The organism is Flavobacterium sp. NRK1 (assembly GCF_024054175.1).
Classification (GTDB): Bacteria; Bacteroidota; Bacteroidia; order Flavobacteriales; family Flavobacteriaceae; genus Flavobacterium.
The window spans coordinates 1138374-1156910 of sequence record NZ_JAMXLA010000001.1 but is presented as its reverse complement, the minus strand read 5'-3'; the positions used below and the strand labels follow the sequence as shown (position 1 = coordinate 1156910).

21 protein-coding genes are annotated in these 18537 nt (G+C 39.4%); 2 read left to right on the top strand and 19 right to left on the bottom strand.

Going from position 1 to position 18537, the window contains the following annotated elements; all coding sequences use genetic code 11:
- Window positions 1–120: 120 nt before the first annotated feature.
- Both NHE85_RS05475 and NHE85_RS05470 read right to left on the bottom strand, forming a co-directional pair.
- Entirely contained in the window at window positions 121–366 is a 246-nt protein-coding gene (locus NHE85_RS05475; RefSeq protein ID WP_252810432.1) for a hypothetical protein, read from the bottom strand.
- On the bottom strand, window positions 367–609 hold the full coding sequence (locus tag NHE85_RS05470) for a hypothetical protein (protein WP_252810430.1): 243 nt from the start codon (window positions 607–609) through the stop codon (window positions 367–369).
- A 100-nt stretch (window positions 610–709) separates the two neighbouring features.
- Between NHE85_RS05470 and NHE85_RS05465 the strand changes: the two genes are divergently transcribed.
- On the top strand, window positions 710–1978 hold the full coding sequence (locus tag NHE85_RS05465; protein ID WP_252810428.1) for a hypothetical protein: 1269 nt from the start codon (window positions 710–712) through the stop codon (window positions 1976–1978).
- Between the two features lie 38 nt (window positions 1979–2016).
- On the opposite strand, the gene NHE85_RS05460 is transcribed toward NHE85_RS05465, so the two are convergent.
- The 17 genes from NHE85_RS05460 to NHE85_RS05380 form a co-directional block, all read right to left on the bottom strand.
- Window positions 2017–4890: a hypothetical protein gene (locus NHE85_RS05460; RefSeq protein ID WP_252810426.1), complete on the bottom strand. Its 2874-nt coding sequence runs from the start codon at window positions 4888–4890 to the stop codon at window positions 2017–2019.
- Between the two features lies 1 nt (window position 4891).
- Window positions 4892–5185 (bottom strand): hypothetical protein, encoded by a 294-nt coding sequence (locus tag NHE85_RS05455; protein WP_252810425.1) that lies wholly within the window; start codon window positions 5183–5185, stop codon window positions 4892–4894.
- Window positions 5185–7413 (bottom strand): hypothetical protein, encoded by a 2229-nt coding sequence (locus NHE85_RS05450; protein ID WP_252810423.1) that lies wholly within the window; start codon window positions 7411–7413, stop codon window positions 5185–5187. Before NHE85_RS05450 ends, NHE85_RS05455 begins: the two co-directional genes overlap by 1 nt.
- An 87-nt stretch (window positions 7414–7500) precedes the next feature.
- On the bottom strand, window positions 7501–8679 hold the full coding sequence (locus NHE85_RS05445) for a hypothetical protein (protein ID WP_252810421.1): 1179 nt from the start codon (window positions 8677–8679) through the stop codon (window positions 7501–7503).
- On the bottom strand, window positions 8676–9146 hold the full coding sequence (locus tag NHE85_RS05440; protein ID WP_252810418.1) for a hypothetical protein: 471 nt from the start codon (window positions 9144–9146) through the stop codon (window positions 8676–8678). Before NHE85_RS05440 ends, NHE85_RS05445 begins: the two co-directional genes overlap by 4 nt.
- The gene (locus tag NHE85_RS05435) at window positions 9139–9588 is read right to left on the bottom strand and encodes a hypothetical protein (RefSeq protein WP_252810416.1); all 450 of its coding nucleotides are present in this window, start codon (window positions 9586–9588) and stop codon (window positions 9139–9141) included. The genes NHE85_RS05440 and NHE85_RS05435 overlap by 8 nt, the downstream gene beginning before the upstream one ends.
- A 419-nt stretch (window positions 9589–10007) precedes the next feature.
- Window positions 10008–10547 carry a hypothetical protein gene (locus tag NHE85_RS05430; protein ID WP_252810414.1) on the bottom strand — a complete coding sequence of 180 codons (540 nt, stop codon included), beginning with the start codon at window positions 10545–10547 and terminating at the stop codon, window positions 10008–10010.
- A gap of 290 nt (window positions 10548–10837) precedes the next feature.
- The gene (locus NHE85_RS05425) at window positions 10838–12166 is read right to left on the bottom strand and encodes a phage terminase large subunit (RefSeq protein ID WP_252810413.1); all 1329 of its coding nucleotides are present in this window, start codon (window positions 12164–12166) and stop codon (window positions 10838–10840) included.
- Window positions 12150–12701, bottom strand: coding sequence for a hypothetical protein (locus NHE85_RS05420; protein WP_252810412.1), 552 nt, complete (start codon window positions 12699–12701; stop codon window positions 12150–12152). Before NHE85_RS05420 ends, NHE85_RS05425 begins: the two co-directional genes overlap by 17 nt.
- 265 nt (window positions 12702–12966) lie before the next feature.
- Window positions 12967–13977 carry a type II toxin-antitoxin system antitoxin SocA domain-containing protein gene (locus NHE85_RS05415; protein WP_252810410.1) on the bottom strand — a complete coding sequence of 337 codons (1011 nt, stop codon included), beginning with the start codon at window positions 13975–13977 and terminating at the stop codon, window positions 12967–12969.
- Window positions 13974–14354: a hypothetical protein gene (locus NHE85_RS05410; protein ID WP_252810409.1), complete on the bottom strand. Its 381-nt coding sequence runs from the start codon at window positions 14352–14354 to the stop codon at window positions 13974–13976. Before NHE85_RS05410 ends, NHE85_RS05415 begins: the two co-directional genes overlap by 4 nt.
- Window positions 14355–14743: 389 nt before the next feature.
- Window positions 14744–15229, bottom strand: a complete 486-nt coding sequence (locus tag NHE85_RS05405; RefSeq protein WP_252810407.1) for a hypothetical protein — start codon at window positions 15227–15229, stop codon at window positions 14744–14746.
- On the bottom strand, window positions 15204–15980 hold the full coding sequence (locus NHE85_RS05400; RefSeq protein WP_252810404.1) for a DUF1376 domain-containing protein: 777 nt from the start codon (window positions 15978–15980) through the stop codon (window positions 15204–15206). The genes NHE85_RS05405 and NHE85_RS05400 overlap by 26 nt, the downstream gene beginning before the upstream one ends.
- Complete coding sequence (locus tag NHE85_RS05395; protein WP_252810402.1) at window positions 15980–16228, bottom strand: hypothetical protein; 249 nt, start codon at window positions 16226–16228, stop codon at window positions 15980–15982. Before NHE85_RS05395 ends, NHE85_RS05400 begins: the two co-directional genes overlap by 1 nt.
- Before the next feature lie 101 nt (window positions 16229–16329).
- Window positions 16330–16590 (bottom strand): hypothetical protein, encoded by a 261-nt coding sequence (locus tag NHE85_RS05390; RefSeq protein WP_252810401.1) that lies wholly within the window; start codon window positions 16588–16590, stop codon window positions 16330–16332.
- A gap of 92 nt (window positions 16591–16682) precedes the next feature.
- Window positions 16683–16934, bottom strand: coding sequence for a hypothetical protein (locus NHE85_RS05385; protein WP_252810400.1), 252 nt, complete (start codon window positions 16932–16934; stop codon window positions 16683–16685).
- A gap of 364 nt (window positions 16935–17298) precedes the next feature.
- Window positions 17299–17604 carry a hypothetical protein gene (locus NHE85_RS05380; RefSeq protein ID WP_252810399.1) on the bottom strand — a complete coding sequence of 102 codons (306 nt, stop codon included), beginning with the start codon at window positions 17602–17604 and terminating at the stop codon, window positions 17299–17301.
- A 126-nt stretch (window positions 17605–17730) separates the two neighbouring features.
- Here NHE85_RS05380 and NHE85_RS05375 point away from each other — a divergent pair, with 126 nt between their 5' ends.
- Complete coding sequence (locus NHE85_RS05375; protein WP_252810397.1) at window positions 17731–18465, top strand: helix-turn-helix transcriptional regulator; 735 nt, start codon at window positions 17731–17733, stop codon at window positions 18463–18465.
- The last annotated feature ends 72 nt before the right edge of the window (window positions 18466–18537 follow it).

Here is an 18537-nt window from a genome sequence, read left to right as displayed (position 1 = left end):
ATGCAAATATACATAAAGGTATTAAATTCGAATGTAATATTCCACTTTTTATCAAAAAAATCCATTTGTATTGAATTAATAATAAGGGGGTTATTGTTCGAGGATTCTTACTCACTAAAATTAACTGCCCTCCATAAAAGCAATTACGTTAAACATTGTACGTTCGCTAACTTTATATTCTTCGGCTACCATGCCGGCAGCCCAGGTTTTTTTTGCCTTGCCATATTCTTTTAAAAGCAGTTCGGTTTGTTTCAGGTAGGCTTCATAATATACTTTCCAGTCCAGTATATGCACGGGGATTATACTTTTTCCCATTAATTTAATAAAATCGTCTCCAAGGCTTGTTATTGTTTCATAACGTGTCATTTACCATTTATTTTCAGGACAAATATCTGTAGAACGCACCTTTGCAGATAACGGACAGCTGCACAGGGTACAATAAGCACCCTGTACTTGTGTAAGGCTGTCTTTTATAAAGGCCAGCAGTTTTCCGTTTTTAGCATGGGGGCAGGCAGCGCATACTGCTGCACGCTGTTTTGCAATGTTTTCGGACACCTCACTTTTGTCGAGGTAGTTTTTCCAGCCGTTTAAAATGTGGTTTATTTTCAAGCATATTATTTTTTAAAGAAATTTTATAATTAAGAATTTTCTGTATTAATTTTTTATATAAATTTGGCGCCTAATAATTATTAATTAAATTTTATACGCCATGAAAAAAATTATTTTGGTATTTGCCTTATTATTTAGCTTACTAACCGAAGCACAAAACTTTCCGGGGGAACAAGTTGAACTTCTTGCAGGAAAAAGCCTTATTGTATTGCCTGTAAAAGAGTCTTTACAGAAATACGGATATCGCGGTTTTTATAAAGACGTAAGCCTTAAAAAGATTTATAAAAAAGAAGGTACTACTACTGCCTATGCTGAATTGGCAGACAAAGAGTTTAAGGTGGTTTCTTACGAACCTTATACAAACTCAATTCGCGACAAGAAATTTAAGCTGCTTATTGAAAATCCTGAAACAGGACAGGTGTATTATGATTATGACCCAAGATACAGCTCGTCTTTTCCGTTTAAAGTTGTGGGCGGGCTTGATTATCCTAAAGATTTCTTTTGTAATAAGATCTACGAAAAGGATATGAAAAGTGTTTCAAAATCTACATGGTATGCTGCGCCGGCCCAAGATGGTATGGAAGCTTCTTTGTCTAAATCAGAAAAAGGTAATTTTTTGTTTCTTCATATTAATGTTCCTACTTCCGAAAAATATGCTTCAGGTGTTATAAGAAGAGGTGCAGAACTGATCTTTGCTGACGGTACAAGTCTGTCAATGCCCGATGAAGAGCTAAAATCACAAGCAAACCCTTTCGGAAGCCTCTTACTAAGCGTAACTCTTGGACTTAACAAGCCTAAATACCTTGAGCTTATACAGGAAAAAGTTATTGTATCGGTTAAATTAAACAAATATGAAAGTGAAATAAAAGAAGGATTTAGTTTGCAGCAATATTTTAAATGTTTAATTGGCCGTATGGAAGCACCCGCTGCTGCCGCTAGTGCTCCTGCAACTACAAAAAACACATCGGCTTTATGCAGTCAGATCACAGTTAAAAGTGATGAAGCAAAGGGTAAAATAATGTACGACACCCCTTTTGTAGATGGTTTATCTATTGAAAAAATGGTTAGTAAGGATCATACTACTTATATTGGTACTGCTGAAGTTCTATCTGAAACAGAAAAAAAAGGTCTTGGTATATCGCTGCTCTTTGAAAATGGTGATTTTTTAAGTAAGCCGGATGCAAAGGTATTTGACGGAGGAATGGTGAATGGTAAACATAAATATGTTGCCCTTTTCTTAATAGAAGAGGATAAAATGGAATATTTTAAAAACAGTCCTCTTAAAGGATGGCAGGTGAGAGATGTAACCAGGGTTGCACTTGAAGCCAAAACAATACAGCAACTGGCAGACTGCCTTATAAACAAATAATCTTTAAAAAATGCTCAGCAATTGCTGAGCATTTTTTTTTAAAAATTGGCAGCTTCCCTTACCTGTACATAACTGTTGCCCTGCGTAACTATATCCTGTACTGCTACAACTGGAGCAGGAATCAGCCTGTTGGCGTTGGCTATTTTCATGGCAAGCTCATCGGTGTTAAGGCTTTGCGGGGCTATTTCGCGCGATACAATTCCACCGCCTGCAAAGTAATTTGGTGCAGATGCCCCTCCGGCAGGGAATGCATTGTTAAATGCCATAAAATGCCGTGCGGCATTGCGGTTCATAACACCAATAAGCTCACCTTGTTCGGCTTCAAACTGTGTTCCGTCGGCTCCGGTAAAAAGGGTTCCGCCTGCACTGTGCCTGTTGCCGCCTACAGGCATTAAACCTCCCTGCGCAAATTTTGGGCTTTTAGGTTTTTTAGCGCTTTTTATTTCCTTTATCTGTTTGGCTGTTTTTACAGCGGTAGAAGCAGTAAGTGCAGCTTTTAAAGCAGCATCAATCAATGGATTTGAGGTAATGGTACCGGACCAGATTGAAAGTATGGCCTGTCCGGCATTCATGGTTGCCTGTGCTATAGCCAGCTCTTTAGACTGTCCGAATGCCTGGGTTAAGGCGTCAGCAACGCTTTGCATAGTACCAAGCTGTGTCTGCGCATTTTCAAGCAGCAGTTTTCTTTTTATCCGGGCACTTTCTTCATCAGTTTCCTGTTTACGCAGTTCTGCTTCTGCGTGCGTTATTACACCATCTTTTTCCCATTGGTCGTATTTAGCTTTTTCAGCATTTGCTCTTTCATCTTCTAAGGCTACTTTCTTTTCATATTCGGTTTGGTTATTTTCAAGATCTTCAGCCGCTTTTTCTGCTTTTTCCTGTTCAATTCTTTGTTTTTCAGTTTCCTCCTGATTTTTAAAAGTATCTTCAACCTCTTTTTTCTGGTTGCCATATTCTTCATCAAGCTTCAGTTTTTCGGTATAATATTCTAATTGCTGAGTAGTAGCTGTGGCTAAATTTTCTGCTGTTATATTGAGTTCTTCACCCTGCAGCCCTTTTTCTTTGGCAAGCTGTTCAAGCTTCATGTTATGAATCTTGTCAAGGCTTTGCTTTTGCTTATCAACAATATCCTGAGTTAGTTTTTCTGAGGTATTAAATAAACTTTTTGATTTTGCAATTTCGGCGTTAATCATTGCTCTGCCATGCTCAAGATTGTGCTGCAGTATATTGTTAAGGCGCGTCTGCTCAATATTATTAGAAATAGTTTTGTACTCAGTTTCGTTTATTTTTTTTTGCTCAAGCTGTGTTTTAGCTATAGCTAAAGATTGTGAGGCAACGTTATTTTCATAATCAAGAGCCTCTTTAAGATTTTTTGCTTTACTATTATTTTCTGAAACGTACAGATCCAGCATCTGTTTTTGTTTAGCCAGTGCATCGTCCAGCAATTTTTGCCTTCTGGCCAATTCTTTTTTATGTGCGTCTTCACGAATGCTGTCTATTTTATCCTGAAATCCTTTTTCTGCAGTTACATTTGCCGCATAGGCTTCATTGCGTTTTGCCTCCATCTCGGCAATTTCCTTATTTTCCTCATCTGTCAGGCCATTTTGTTCTAATTTTAATTTTTTAATTTTAATTTCTGTATCCATTCGGGCTATAGCCAGTGTATTCTGCTCCTTTGCCAGTTCAAGAGCTTTAATGGCGGCCTTTTCTCTTTCGGCATTGCTAAGGTTAGTATCATCTGCAATACTTTTCTGGGCATCAAGCTGTGTACTAAGCTCACTCATTTTTTTTGTATAATCTGCCTGGCTTTTGTCCAGTTCTTTTTGCAGTTTATCTATTTCCTGTCCGCGTTTTATGGCTTCGTCAAAAAAGGCGCCTGTATTTTGTGCCGCCTTCTGGGTTTTGCCAATTACATCTTCTACACCTGTGCCCGCCTGCAATACACCATTGCTGATTTTTTTAAAATCAAGCTCCATAATTCCTTCCAGTATGGTTCCGAAGGCTGTAAACCTGTTTATAAGGTTTTGTTTTACAAACTCATAAAGGTCTCCCATTGCTTTTTTAGGACTTGAAAACGCATTTATCAAAAATTTGCCTACGTTTTGTGCAACACCCATTAATGCACTAAATACCGATTGCAGCGGACGTGTTACGGCAGTTACGGCATCTATACCTTCCTGAGTATCTTTAAAGTAACTTATTACTCCGCTAAGTGCTGCGCTTATTGCCGTAAGTATAAGCCCCATTGGGTTTGCTGCAAAAGTAATTGCGGCTTTTGTCATTCCGCCAATACCCTGTGCAATACCACTAAAAGCCGTTTTTAATAAGGGTCCTGCACCGCCTGCTTCTTCCGCCCGGCTTATAAGGCCACCAATGCCCCCGTTAAAAAGATTGATCTGGTTAAACGAGTCGGCTACCTGAGTTTTATATTCATCAAAGGTTTTTGCGTTGGTTTTAGTACTCTCACCGCTTTGCGCCATCAGGTTTTTGTTTTCTGTTAAGCCTGAATTGAGTGTTGCAATAGTATGCAGGGCATCTATAGCAGCATTGTCAAGCTCCTGTAATGCTGAAGCCGATGAAGTTGCAACGCTGGTATAGCTATTCGCTAAATTTTTGTTGGCCTCTATGGTATTTTGAAGCTCCTTTTTTATGGTTTTTTGTGAATCTGCTAAGTCTTCATTCTTCTCAATTTGTTGTTTAATGGTTTTAATCTGCTCTTCAAATGCTTTGGTAAGTTCTTTTAAATCTTCATAGTTACTTTGAAATTGTTGGGAAGCTCCTTGTCCGGCATATTGAAGGTTTATAAGCTCTTCTTTTAGTTCTTCTATTACCTCTTTACTTTTTTTTGCCGCTTTAATCAGCTTATCTGTATCTATGTCAAGTTTTGCAAGGGTTATTTTTTTCTTTGCCATTTTAGTAAATTGTTAGGGTTACAGGATTGCTCACCAGGCGTATGCCTGTGGCTTTTTGGGTTACTGCCATACTAATTTCATAGGTGCCCGAATCAACATATGTTATGCGATATTCGTAATCGGATATTTTCTGAAGGCTGCCACCCGATGGCGGAAACAGTACCTCAAAAGTATAGGCAGAGGTGTTGTAAAGGGTAGAAAGCCAAAGGGTAACCGGTGTATAGGTTTCTTCTCTTTTTTGAGTTGCCCCAAAACCAAAGTCTATGCTGGGCTTTATGTGCTGTATGTTTCTCATCAGGATACAATTATGGTTTGATAGGACGGAATATAAATGGTAACCGCCGAGGTAGTGTAACCACCTGCCTGCATTTTTATTTTGTAACCTGAAGCAATGCTGAAACTTAACCGCACAGGGGTCATGGTTACATTTACAGACTGGTTTATTACTAAAGTACCATTATCATTTTCTGCGGTAACGGTAAGGTTTGTAACACCTTCGGCTACAGTGAAAAATACATCGGCAGCATAATTGGCAGTTGTTACCTTGTTTATGGTAACCGGCAGTTGCTGTTCTAAATCAGCAGCATCGGGCATTATGCGTATCATTTCGCATTTTACGGGTTTGCCTGATATGTAATTGCTTATTTTATTCATAATAAAGTAAGCTCCAAACTGCTCCAGGTAATATAGTTTCCTAAAATCGAAACCGGCTACATCGGCATCGGTTAAATACAACTCTGCGGTAACCACCTGTGCCTTGCTTAAAATTTGGTTAACAGGGTTATAGTAACCTGCTATAATATCATAAAAGGGCAGCTTCCAGTAGCTTTCAGCATAATACTTATTACTTATACCGGTTTCCTGCGTTTCATCAAAAAACAGGTTAATGTTCTGGTGTACATATTCTGCCCTTAAAAAATAAAAGCGTTTATCAAGTGCTTTGTATTTTATCGGGTCTTCACCTTCTTCGGGGTCATCATCAATTTCTTTTTCCCATAATTTATATACATTGCCGCTTCGCTGCATAAAACCTGATTTTTGTTTTTCAGGACTGTATATTTTAGATTTTATAATGTCTTTTGATTCGGGTAGATTAACGTTGTCTATTTGTATTGCACTATCATAGTGATTGTTTTCTTTATCATTGTAATTGTACCTGAACCAGTTATTTTGGGCATAGCTGCCATAAATGTAATTTTCGGATATCTTCTTTACAAACCTGCGGCTAAGGTCTACCGGATTGGGAGATTGCAAAATTTCCTGAAGGGTTAAAAACTCATAGTTATTGTTGTACTTGTTTTTAAACAGGGTGAGACCAAAACGGTGTATCACTTCAGAAAGGAAATCTTTTACAGAAAAATCGGCAAAGGCATCATTAAAGCTAATGTCTGCATAGTTTATTTTATTGATGGTCAATTCGATGGAAGAATCGCCATTTCTTCTAACAGCATGCTGTGTACCATTAGGATGCCTCATTAAAAGGCTAATACTTTCTCCGGCAGTAAGAGGAAAAACTATTTCGGTTTCAAAATCGGTATTTTTAGCAAGGTTGGTTGCCAGTACTTTAAACTCGGTAACCAAAGCAAGATCGTTGTTATTATTGCTGTTTACGTTTTTACTAATAAATAACCGTACGCTATCTTTAGTATTGATGTTGCAGGAAATGTTGAGTCTGTAATTACCTGATTCCTTAGCTCTTAATTTAAAATTAAGAGGGTCGGCTTCAAAGTACTGTAAATAGTCGTCATTTTCTGTGGTATATTTTAAAAGCAGGGTTCGCCAGTAACTATCATCAGAATCAATAAATGGGGCATTAGAGTTTGTAAATTCAGAACTTGTAAAAACCTCTGTGCCTTCATCCTGAGTTGTTACACCTTTTGGGTAGGTCATCCATAGGTTTTTAAATTCCTGTGTATTAAAAACAGATCCGGTATAGGTTATGCCATAGGTTTTAGTAATTATCTGGTGCCATAACCAGGCTACATTTACAGATGGTACAAGGTAATCTACGTTTATGCGCGGCTGACCGTTAATCACCGTATATCCCGTTTTACCGTTATAATCGGCAAGTATGTACCTGTATTTTAAATCTAAACCTTCATTCCATGACTGTATTACCGAACTCAGATTTTTAGTGTGCTTAAGTGCAGTAAGGTCTATTGTAGAAATATTTTTATTCTCTATTTCTTTATACAGGTCTATAATACCATCATACACAACGGCATCGTAACTGTCGCCGCCATCGGTAACTACTGCCCAGCCATTATATACAAAGCATTCGCCTGTATCGCTGTAAAGGCTGCATTCATTCTTTTGATAAGGTATGTTCGATCCGTTTCCCGCCAAGGTTAAAAAATTCATGATACGGATATTGGTTGCCGTTTTTGGCAGCTTGAATTTATTAGTATAATTCGCCTGCCTGTTGTCAAGGCTGTTCAGGTCGTTAACCTGTTTTGTCTGGGCAATAACCTGCCCGGCTTCCAGATCGGCAAGCTGTCCGTTTATATATAGTAAGAGTGGCATTAAGATGAGGTTAGCAGAAGTCTTGAGGGAGTATAATATTAAATCATCGTAAAAAACTGGTTTATAATGTAATATTAGTTTTTATGGCTAAAGCATTTGTGTAAACCTCATAGGCAGCTCTATATCAAAGCTAAAGTTGGTTAATGGCTGTTTAGGATTTTTAATACGTGCCCCGCTTGTTTTCAGGGTAACTTCTATCCAGTCGCGGTAACTGCTTTTTGCAAAAGGCTGTCCGGTAAAAAGGTAAATTTTCGGACTGTCTAATATTCCTTCTACAATGCTGCTTTCTTCTTCGGTAAGCAGTTCGGCAATAATTTTAAAGGTATCCTGGCTTTCTTTGCCTATTTGGCGGGTTCGCCCAAAGCTGTTCTCTAAATTGGCATTATCACTATCTATTTCGCCCATATATTTAACAGCCCTGTCTATAGCATACGTGTCTTCAAATAGCCAATAGCTGTATCCGCCCCAGGCATTAAGCCACTTTAAATATACACCGCAACGGTAGGGTATTTTTTCTAACCACAACCATTTTTGCTTACTGCTGTTGGTAATGCTAATCCTGTTTTGTCCTTCGGTAAGTGGCAGCACGGTTTCAAGCGTTTCATCGGTGCGCCCGTCTGAAAACACCAAACGATTAATTGTTCCTGCTGAAAACGGGAAAGTATAGCTTAACCCGTTAGTTTCATTTTTCAGTGCTATTCCGGACCTGAAAATGCCTGACGGAACCATAAAAGATACATCAAACGGATAACCCTGCCAATATTTACTGTAACTATCATTAAGCGAATCTTTCTTAGGAGGGGTAAGCAGCAGCAGATCGGTTTTTGCAATACGGTTATAATTACCCCATTGCTGAGCTGCTGCCAGCCATGCCAGTCCATAATTAGAGGCTGTTGTAGTGGTGTCGGTATGGGTTATGGTTATGCTAAGAGAACCATTAAGATAGGTGCCGCTGGTATAGCCATATAAAAACGAATCGGGGCTGGCACTTTCCAGTTCGGTTTGCAGTGTGTCTTCAAAATTATGAGTGTTTATAACCGCTGCTACATAAGGCTGCAGGTTTATGTAAAAATGCCCCTGCGGATTGGGGTACAAACGTACCGAAAATAATATGGGCGGGTTTAGTGTAGCAAAAAGTCCGCTTTCTTTTAATACCACATCGGCATAGGATGCAGTAACGGTGCTATCGCTGTAAAAACGCAATATATCGTTGTTGTAAGCCATACGAAGCTTATCTTTATCTATGTCGTTCACAAATTTTATCATGCCTGCAGGGAGTTTAGGTATTCCGAAATCTTATCTGTAAAATTTTTAAGTTCGCTTTCGCCTACTTTGTCAATTATCTTCTGAATACGCTCGGGCGTTACCACACTGCTAATTAGCTTTGTGCCGCCGTATTGCTGCCTGTTCCAGCCCTCACGGCCTATTTTTCGGGCAATAAGGTAGGCAAGACTACTCACAGATATATTGCCCTCTATACGAGCAGCTATGCCTTTGTCTTTTATCCATTGCTCAATAGCTTCACTTGGGGGTTGTTTGCCGGGTTTTCGTCCATATTCAAGCTGTTCGCCGTATTCAGCATGCAAAAGTTCTGCATTGTTACCTTCTATAGCTACAGAAAGGCTGTCCGCCCACTGTCCCGATGCCCGCATGCCTAGCTCATCGTATTTCGCGATAAGCTCGTTTTTAAGGCTGGCAAATTCTTTTGCGAGTATAGCCGTAGTGTTACTCATAATTTGCCGGTATGCGAAGTTTATAACTGCACAGCAAACCATCCATGTTGGCATCGAGTGCATCGGTAACATCTATATTGTCCCATTGGTTTACTTCAATGCCCTGGCAGGCGAGGCTGTTGCCTATGGTTTTAAATACCTGCAATAGCGGTTCTATGTTTTGAGTATATTTAGATGTTTCCTGTTCACCTGTTTCGGAGAAATAGTTCTGGTCGAGATCGCTTTGTTTTACCAAAAAGAATTTACCTTCATAATTGGCAGCAACAATCAGGGTGCCGCTGTCGTTATACTCGCTTTTACGGTTGGTAAATTCGTGCAGTAAATAGGTAATGTTGGCATCTGCAGAACCGTCCAGCAGGTTAAGAGCTGCCTTTTTGCCGTAATGGTAGTTTAGGTTATTACTCAGGGCAATGTTTTCGAGTATGCGTACTATGTCTTTCATTTTTTGTTGTCTATTTGTTTAATATGTTGGTTTGGTTATTTGTTTTGTACCGGTTATCATTTCGACCGTAGTGAAACGTAGTGGAGAAATCTCTGTTTATCCTCCTTAGAAGAAATGCCCGTAGGGTGGGGTGGTTGTATAGAGTGTAAACCACCCCGGCTTTCAGCCACCCCTCCAAAGTAGGGGAAGCCACTGTGGCTATATCTGTATTGTTTGTCATTTTGAGCGGAATGAAATGAAACCGAAAAATCTAAGTCGATTTTAATGGGATTATAAGAGATTCTTCGACTACGCTGCACTTCGCTCAGAATGACAGCAGCGATAAAATCTATAGTATCTGGTTGGGATTAGATTATTTGTTTGAGTGAAGCTTGAAATAACCAAATTCACAGAGGCCAAATTCACCTGAAGTAAGCTAATCACTGCCTGCTTATCTTCTGATACTCCGTTTCCACTTCATTCTGGGCTTTGGTTTGTGCCAGCAGGCTGAATATTTCGCTGTAGGGTTTACGGCCAAGGTCAAAAGGATATTGCCCAAACAGCCTGCCCAGTTGCAGTAACGGAAGCGTGTCGCTATAGGGTTTCAGCTTATCGGCACCTGCCATTTCCCATAAATGGCCATCGGTACTCATACTGGCGAGTAGTTTGTTTTCGGTAGCTATAATGTTTTCAAACGCTGCGATCATGAATCTTTTAGCGGCGAAAAAATCAATTATAGATGCTTTCCAGAAAGCTTGCTCTGTAATATCAAAGCAAATTTCAAACAATTGCTGTACGTTTTGCCAGCTGTTTATTTTAGGCAGCAGCCTAATGCAGTATTTTACGTTGGCATAGGGCATAGCATAGATATTCATACTATGCCCTGCGAAGCTGTTTTTGGGGTTCAGGTGCTCCAGAATACTGTCATATACCAGTGTATCCCGCAAGCGGGTATATTGTTTAAGGGTTATGTTTTTCATCTAACGTGGATTTGTTTTATATGTTTATCTGGTTATTTGTTTCACGTCTTTGTCATTTCGACCGTAATGAAACATAGTGGAGAAATCTCTGTTTCCCTTCTTTGCTCCGCGAGTTCCAAATTCCCTTCCTTTGGAGAGGTGCCCGTAGGGTGGGGTGGTTCTATAAAGTGTAAACCACCCCGGCTTTTAGCCACCCATCCAAAGGAGGGGAATTGCCAATCATGAATATAATGAGGGAGGGATACCATTAGTAAATACTAAAGGTTTGAGTATGAATTCCCCCTTTGGGGTTAGGGGGCTACTCTCACCCTCGCACTATAATCTTTTCGTAAGGCAAACCAGTAGCGCATCATAATGCTGTCCCATTCGTCGGGAGAGCGACCGATGAGTTCTTTAATGCGTTCTTTGGCAATAATACCTTTCCGGCTGTCTTTATCAATATCTTTTAGTTTTACCTGTTCCATTTCTTCGGCTGTGGTCTGGCGCACAAGGTCGTCGTCACACAATTCGCCGGTAAGCCTATTGGTTATCATTTCTGCCATTTTTATAGAACACTGGCTTTTTAAATTGTCAAAATTGGGTTTTACATATACACCGCCCTCTTTCATATCAAGGGGAGACGAATTGTTTACAAAGCCTTTGCATTTCAGGAAATCGACTACACCACCACCCACACCGTCTTCATCGGCAATAATGTTAGATAGGGCAATGCCATATTTTGCCTGTAATATTTTAGCCCTCCCAACCACAACATCGAGTCCGCTTTTGGCAATCGATTCGCGCTTTATGCAAAGCCACCCGTGCCAGATACGGAAAACCGTTTTATCCTTACCCTTACGTGCCACATCTATAGTCATGTATTTTACGCCTGTCGGCGAAAGATGGGTAGGAGAGAAGTAGTCGGCAATACTGTCGTGGTCTATCAGCGTGGCGGGGTCGTCGTCATACTCCCAATTGCCGAAGTAGAGGCGTTCGCGGCTATTCTTATCCAGTCGTAACAACGATTGCAAATAACTGGGATGCAGGTGCGGATTGTCTGTTGGTAACGACTGTATAAACCTGCGGTAGGGGGCAAGCCTGCCTTCGCGGGTGGTTTTATAAAATTCTTTGTACGTCCAGTTTTTGGCGGGGTTGCAACTGCCCAGCATTTTAGGGATGAGGCTATACTCATTGAGTTTGTAGCGTATCCTCGATTTCACGATTTGCCATGCCGGATACGCTACCTGACTGCATTCGTCAATAAAAGCCCCCGTGATTTCGAGCGATCCTAAACTGTCAAAATTAGGATCTGACGGATATAAAAACAGGTCTTTAAGAATGATTTCACTGCCATTTTTCCAGTATATAATATGCTCTGCCGACCTGTAACTGAACTGACCGCCCAGTTTTAGCAGTGTTGCCAGCTCAAAGAAGGTGTTGAGCGTGGTTTCCTTAAGGGTTTTGAGCTTGCTCCTGCCCATAAGCCAGCGTGTGCCGGGGTATTTCTGGCACATTTCCATAAGCCAAAGGCAGCCCAGGGCACTCTTGCCACCACCGGCAGCACCGCCGTAAAGTACCTCTTCGGTTACGTTGTCTTTTAGGAAATAAATGGCGTGTTCCTGCTTAATCAGCAGTTGCATAGGGGTCGAGGCCGGAGCCCAGGTTTAAGGTAACGGCTTTGAGGTCGGCATCCTCATCGTCACTGTATTTGTCGCTCCACAATTTGGGGTTGCGGTTCTTGAGCCAGAACTGCTGACTGCGGAAATCGGCAGGAATGTGTTTTTCTACGTCCACAATTTCTATGCGTTCCTTCTCTACGCGTTTGCCGTTGTCGTCATAATAAATCTCTTTGCATTTAATAGCCTGTTTGGTGGTAATAACCCTGTCCAGCGTTGCCTGGTATAAACTTGCGGCTACTTCCATATCGGCAGCCCGTTTGCCCTGCATAACCGCATTGGCAAAGGCAGGGTAGGTGGTCTTCCAGTTATGTATGGTTTTACGGCATACGCCGAAAAAAGAGGCAAGGTCGCGGTCTTCCATACCGAGTAAGCATAGTTTGTATGCCTGCTCGGGGTAAACTTCGTTATACAGGTTTTTTATACCGCGTTTGGTGGTGGTGGTTTTAGTTGGGGCTAAATGCAAAGAAGCGTCCTTTTGGGATTGTGCTTCGTTCATTGAGGCGGGTTTGGGGAAATATTTATTAACACTATGTCTAAAAATAATTTTAATATACTGAAAATTATTAATTTAGCATCTGATTAAAGTAGTTGTTAATCAATAGAGATTTGGTAAAAATAGCCAAAATGGAAATAGAAACTTTAAGCTTAGGTATAAGTGTGTTGACACTTCTCCTAAAAATTATAGAGTTTTGTTTTAAGGTTGGAAAAGCGAAAAAGAAAGAGTGATAATTTTTGAAATACCCATCTGGCAGGATGGGTATTTATATATTTTTTAATTTAAAAGCATAATCATACTCGATTAATCTTTTACCATCATTGTAGTTTATAATCCAACCATCTTCTTCATGACTCAAATTAACTATATCTATAGCCCTCGTAACATTTTTGAATCTTTCACAAACTTGTTCCAAGGTTTCTAATTCAGCTTCACTAAATAATTCGCTATTAAATACTCGATTTGGAATGGGTGTAAATATTTCTCCCCAATATCCTGGGGCAACCTCTTCATGTTTCACGGTAATAATCGAATTTCTATCAAAGTGATCAAAAAGAGTTTGAAAATTATCTGGCACAGGCCCTTTATCTATGGCTGCATATCTTAAACCGCTTATTGAGAACGATGATTTTCTAAAGTTTAAAAAGTCTGCATAAAACAATAGTTTATTCATAGCTGTTTTGAATGGTTTTAACCTTTCTGTAAAAAAAACTACCATTTCACCTAACTTTTCTAAATTAGGTGTTTTGTAGCCAGAATATATATCTCTCGTATGATTACCTAACATATATTTTTCAACATATGAAAAATAATTTTTAGCTTCTTTTTGAATTAAAGAGTCTATACGACTAATCAGGTCATCTTTCTCTTGAGGATTGAACACATCTGTACTTTCATTTACTAAATCTTTAAATTGTTCAGGTTTTTGTGCCAAATGAATCAACTTAGCATTTGCTAAACTTGGAACTTCTCCATTTTCATAATTACGATAAGTATTAACTCCAAAACCCAAAACGAGTGACATTCTGTTTGCAGGCAACTCATACTTTTTTCTGATTGCCTTTATGTCTTCTGGGAATGGAATATTATACTTTACTAAATACTGGTTATATACCTGACCAATATTTAAATTATCTAACTCAGTTGTTGTGAAAATTTCTTCACTGTCTTCACAACGATAACCATGATGGTAATATTCAAAACTTTCTTTTCTAAAATCTAAAGATTCTTTTGTTATTACCAACTGCATTTCTTTACCTGTGATGGGACTTTTCATGACATTTTTTTTAATGGATAAGTCAATTGCCATTCTGCAATATGAAATGATATGCAGATAGCAGTATTTGCTGTTGTTATTTTAATATAAAGTTCTTGTCCTTTGATAATTTTTCCAAATACCCACATTGGATTATTACCATACTGATCATTATTTAGAGGGCCTTCGCAGTAGTCCTCATTAGTGAGTTCTTTCAGTATTTGCTCTCGATATTTTGGAGTGATTTCTAAATCCGCAAGTGCTTGTAAATTTTTTGGTCGACTAACAAAAAAGACGCCAAAAGTTATTAGTTTTTGCTTAAACTCATCTAAGAAAATCTTGACACCTTTGTCTTGCGATATGAGCATGGGGGATATTAATATTGTTTCATGCCACAAATATATTAAATAATTTTAAGTTATAAACAATTTTTTAGTTGTTTTTAACGATGTTTTCAATACTATAAACAACTTTATAGTTGTTTTTAATGATTAAATTACATATCAAGTATTGAAATAAAAGAAATCCTTCCTATCGTCAGGACGACAATCAAGATGAGTAAAAGATTACTTCGTCGTTCCTCCTCGTAATGACGATGTGAGTATAACCACCCCGCCTTCGGCACCCCCTCTCAAGAGGGGAATGAGCTTCACTCGGGGTTAGAGAGATTTCTCCGCTCCATTGCATTCCGGTCGAAATGACAAATCGGGATGAGTAATAGATTACTTCGTCGTTCCTCCCCATAATGACAGAAGAGGAACAAATAACCAAATCCACAATAATCAAATTAACTTTTCCTGCTCTTCGCTGTCCAGATACGCTGGAAGTTACGGGAGTAGTTAAACTCGTCCTGTCCCGAAAAATCGGCGTGCTGCCTCATGGCCTGTTGTTCAGCATACTGGCAGCGTTCGTCAAAATAATCCCGAAAGAACGTTAGCATTTTAGATATGGTAAGGCTTTCGTAAAACTCACCGTAATGCCCTGCAATTATCTTTCTGAACAAAAAAGCGAGGTCGCTCATCTTCAGGCTGTAATACTCATCGGTTACTTCTATGGCACACAGTTCTATCTGGTCTTCGGTCATGGGCTTGTTCAGGTTGAGTATATCGTTTAGATAAACCAGCCACCCCATTACAAGCCCTATTGTAAAATCACGGCTCTTTTCGCGCTGTATGGTGCCCAGTGTGGGGGCAGGGGCATTCATGGCAACTTCGATAGAGGTGAGCTTACCGGCATGCTGCATACAGTTAACCGGACTGTAAACGCTCAGCAATTTTTCCTTTGAAACTGCTGCTATAGATAGTTTTGCTTTTTCCGGAAGATTGTTTTGCTTCATGCTGCTTTACTTCAAAAAATCCTTTCCAGCCGTTGGCCATGCTCTGATGCATAATCGCTATGGCTTCGGTCTGATTGTATTGCGACAGGTTCCCCAGTTTGGTTAATGCCGCCTGTTCGCTGGTTACAGACCGGTATTTAAAACCGTCTTCGTTAGCACGGTAGTTTTTCCATACTTCCCATTGGCGGATGAATTCATCGCTTTCAAACGGATAAACGATTTTTGGTTTTTCTCCCATACCCTCTTTTCCATTATCAATTACATATTCACTTTCATATTCATTCTCATTTTCATCTTCTAAAGGCTTTTTTTGGCTTTTAGAAGGGTTTTTTAATTGTGCTTTTGGTATTTTATCCTGTTTATAATCAGAAGGTGCACTCTTTTTAGGCCTGCCGCCTTTTTGTCCGTTTTCACTTTGTTTTTGTTTAAAGGCAGCCCTCTTTTCGCGTTCTTCCTCAAGGCGCTGATTGTAAATAATACCGTCTTTCTCGATAAATTTATCTGAAATGGATAACCAGACCGTTTCCCATCCTGAACCCAGAATAAACCCAAGCCTTTTTTTAGAAATACCTTTATTTGTCCATTGATAGGCTAATAATTTTATGTAAGCTCCCGTTTCCTCAAAGGTCATGTGCATGGTGCCCACCAGAAAATCCTGGGCGTAAAACGGAAAAGCAGGATCTTTCATTATACTCTTACTAAGCTGTCAATTATCACGTTGTTGTATGTCCCTTTTGATCCGGAAATGTGAAATTCTAATTCGGCAACATCGCCGGGCAGAAAGTCGTTTAATATTTCAATTTTGGTTCCTAATGCCGATGGGTAAAATATAGTGCCGGTTTCCTGCTCAAAATGCAATTGCTGTACGGCTGTGCCCAGTTTTGTTGTTTTTATATCGCCTATGGCAGTAATAATGCCTTTTATTTTGTAAGTCATGATTTCTAAATTTTAATTGATTGATTTGTTGATATGGTTATTCGAAACGTCACTATTGCCTGCAATGGAGCTTCGAATAACCAAATGCGCGTATTAGCGGATTACTTCATATAGGCATTCTCAAAGCAGAGCCTGTTGGCTATATGGTTAAAGTCTAAAGTGCCAATTTCCTTTTGGGTGAGTTTGCTAAACACAACCGTTGGCGCAAGGTTTGCCAGTGCGTGAAAAAAGTCGGCTGCGCTTTGGCTGTCTTCCATATCGGCTATGTTAATGCGGTTTTCGTTGCTTTCTTCAAAAAGCTGCTGTAACTGGTCTAATATTTTAAGGGTATATTCTTCCTGTCTGGATCTGTTGATTTCCATGATCTTAAGTTTAAAATTGAATAATTCAAAAATTGAAAAGAGATGTGGTAATTTAGCTGAGTTTCAGATAACCAAATTCTCAAATAACCAAATTACATGCTTACTACTTCCTGTACTACAAGATTGTTGTATTGTATGCCGCTGTTTTTAGATATTTTGCCTTCAAGGGTTACGGCTACCTGAATTTCATCGTTTTCTTTGTAAGGGGCAAGGTCTTCCATTCTTCTGCCTCTAAATTCTACAAAGGCTTTTTGTCTGTGGTCGGGCACCAGTGTTACTACTTTTTTTTCGTGGCCTGCTGTGTTGCGGTACTCAATGTTTTCGATTGTTCCTTTAATTGTCATGATCTTTTTGTTTAATAATTGAAAGATGAAATCTTGATGTTGGTGGTTTGTTTTTGGGTAGCATTCCCTCCCTTGGAGGGGTGCCCGCAGGGTGGGGTGGTTGCAATGGGGGGGTAAACCACCCCGGCTTTCAGCCACCCCTCCAAAGGAGGGAATGCTATTCTTGTGCTTTTACGCCGATAATCTTACATTCCGGCTGATGGTATAATATTTTTGTTTTAGCTTTTCCAGTTTTTTGGTTGCGGCTTGTATGTCATGCTGTTGTTCTGCCTTTTGTTTAAAAATGGTATAATAGGGCAGGGTTTTAAAGTTCTCAATTTGTTTTTCGCATTCGCGGATGCGTTTTAAGAGCTTTTTAGGTTTTTTACTCTGTAATGGTGAATCTCTTGTCGTGGTTAAAGTGGAGTATTGCATTTTTTTCATCTGCTGTATGTGTAATGGTTTTGGTTGTTATTTTGCTTTTTACCAGTGTTTTATACTTCGTTTTTTCGGTTAAAAGCTCCATATATAAAGCCTCTATGCTTTTGGTGATAATTCGCCTATTTGCCTGAACCTGTGTGGTATTTTCCACTTCGGTTAAACTTCTGTTTGAAGCTAAGTAATGTTTATATGCTGATTTTATTTCACTTAGTTCCACAATTTCTTTTAATATGATGTCTAAGTTTCGCATATTTTATTTACCTTTGTTGAATACAGTGCAAATTTATGTGGAATATTCCACATTTCAAAATTAATCAATGTTAAATTTTACACTTTTGGTGTAGGTTTATAATTTGCTATAGCTAAAGTTTTGATTATGGACGGATTAGAAATTAAACAAAAGCGTGAAGAGCTTGGGCTTACGCAGAAAGAGCTGGCAGACTTAATAGGTGCCAGCAGAGAAACGATTATTAATTATGAAAAAGGGAGGCCCATACCAAAATCTAAAAGTGAAATATTAAACAAAGTGCTTGAACCGGGTGCTGTGTATCATAAAACCGTAAAGCAGCAGGAGGTGGTAAGGCTTACCGAAGATTTTGAAAATAAAAACGGCAATAAATTTATAGAACTGCCTAACGGGCAATATTATATGCTTATGCCGCTTGCCGAATTTAATGTTCAGGCGGGGTTTTTAAGTGCTTATCAGGATGCCGACTTTTTAATGGATCTTAGTCAGCATGGTATTCTTGTAGATAAGCCTGTGCAGGGGCGTTATGTGGCATTTCGCGTAAACGGCGACAGCATGGACGATGCCAGCAGCAACGCCATTACCCGAAACAGTATTGTTTCTACCCGCGAGCTGCAACGCCATCACTGGAAAGGCAAACTGCGTTACCGCGATTTTCCGTACTGGGTTATTTATACTACCCAAAGCAAAATGCCGCTGCTTAAAGAAATTATAGACCATAATGTTGAAGAGGGGACTATTACATGCCACTCCCTTAACGATAGCCCGGAATTTACCGACTTTAACTTGCACATGAATGATATTCAGGCATTGTTTTATGTTATTGATGTAAACAGGACAGTAGGTAAGAAGAGTTTTTATTAGGTTGTAAAGTGTCTTGTAAAATAGCTTTATAGCTTTAAAACTTTGGTCTTTAGACTATAAATTATATTTTTA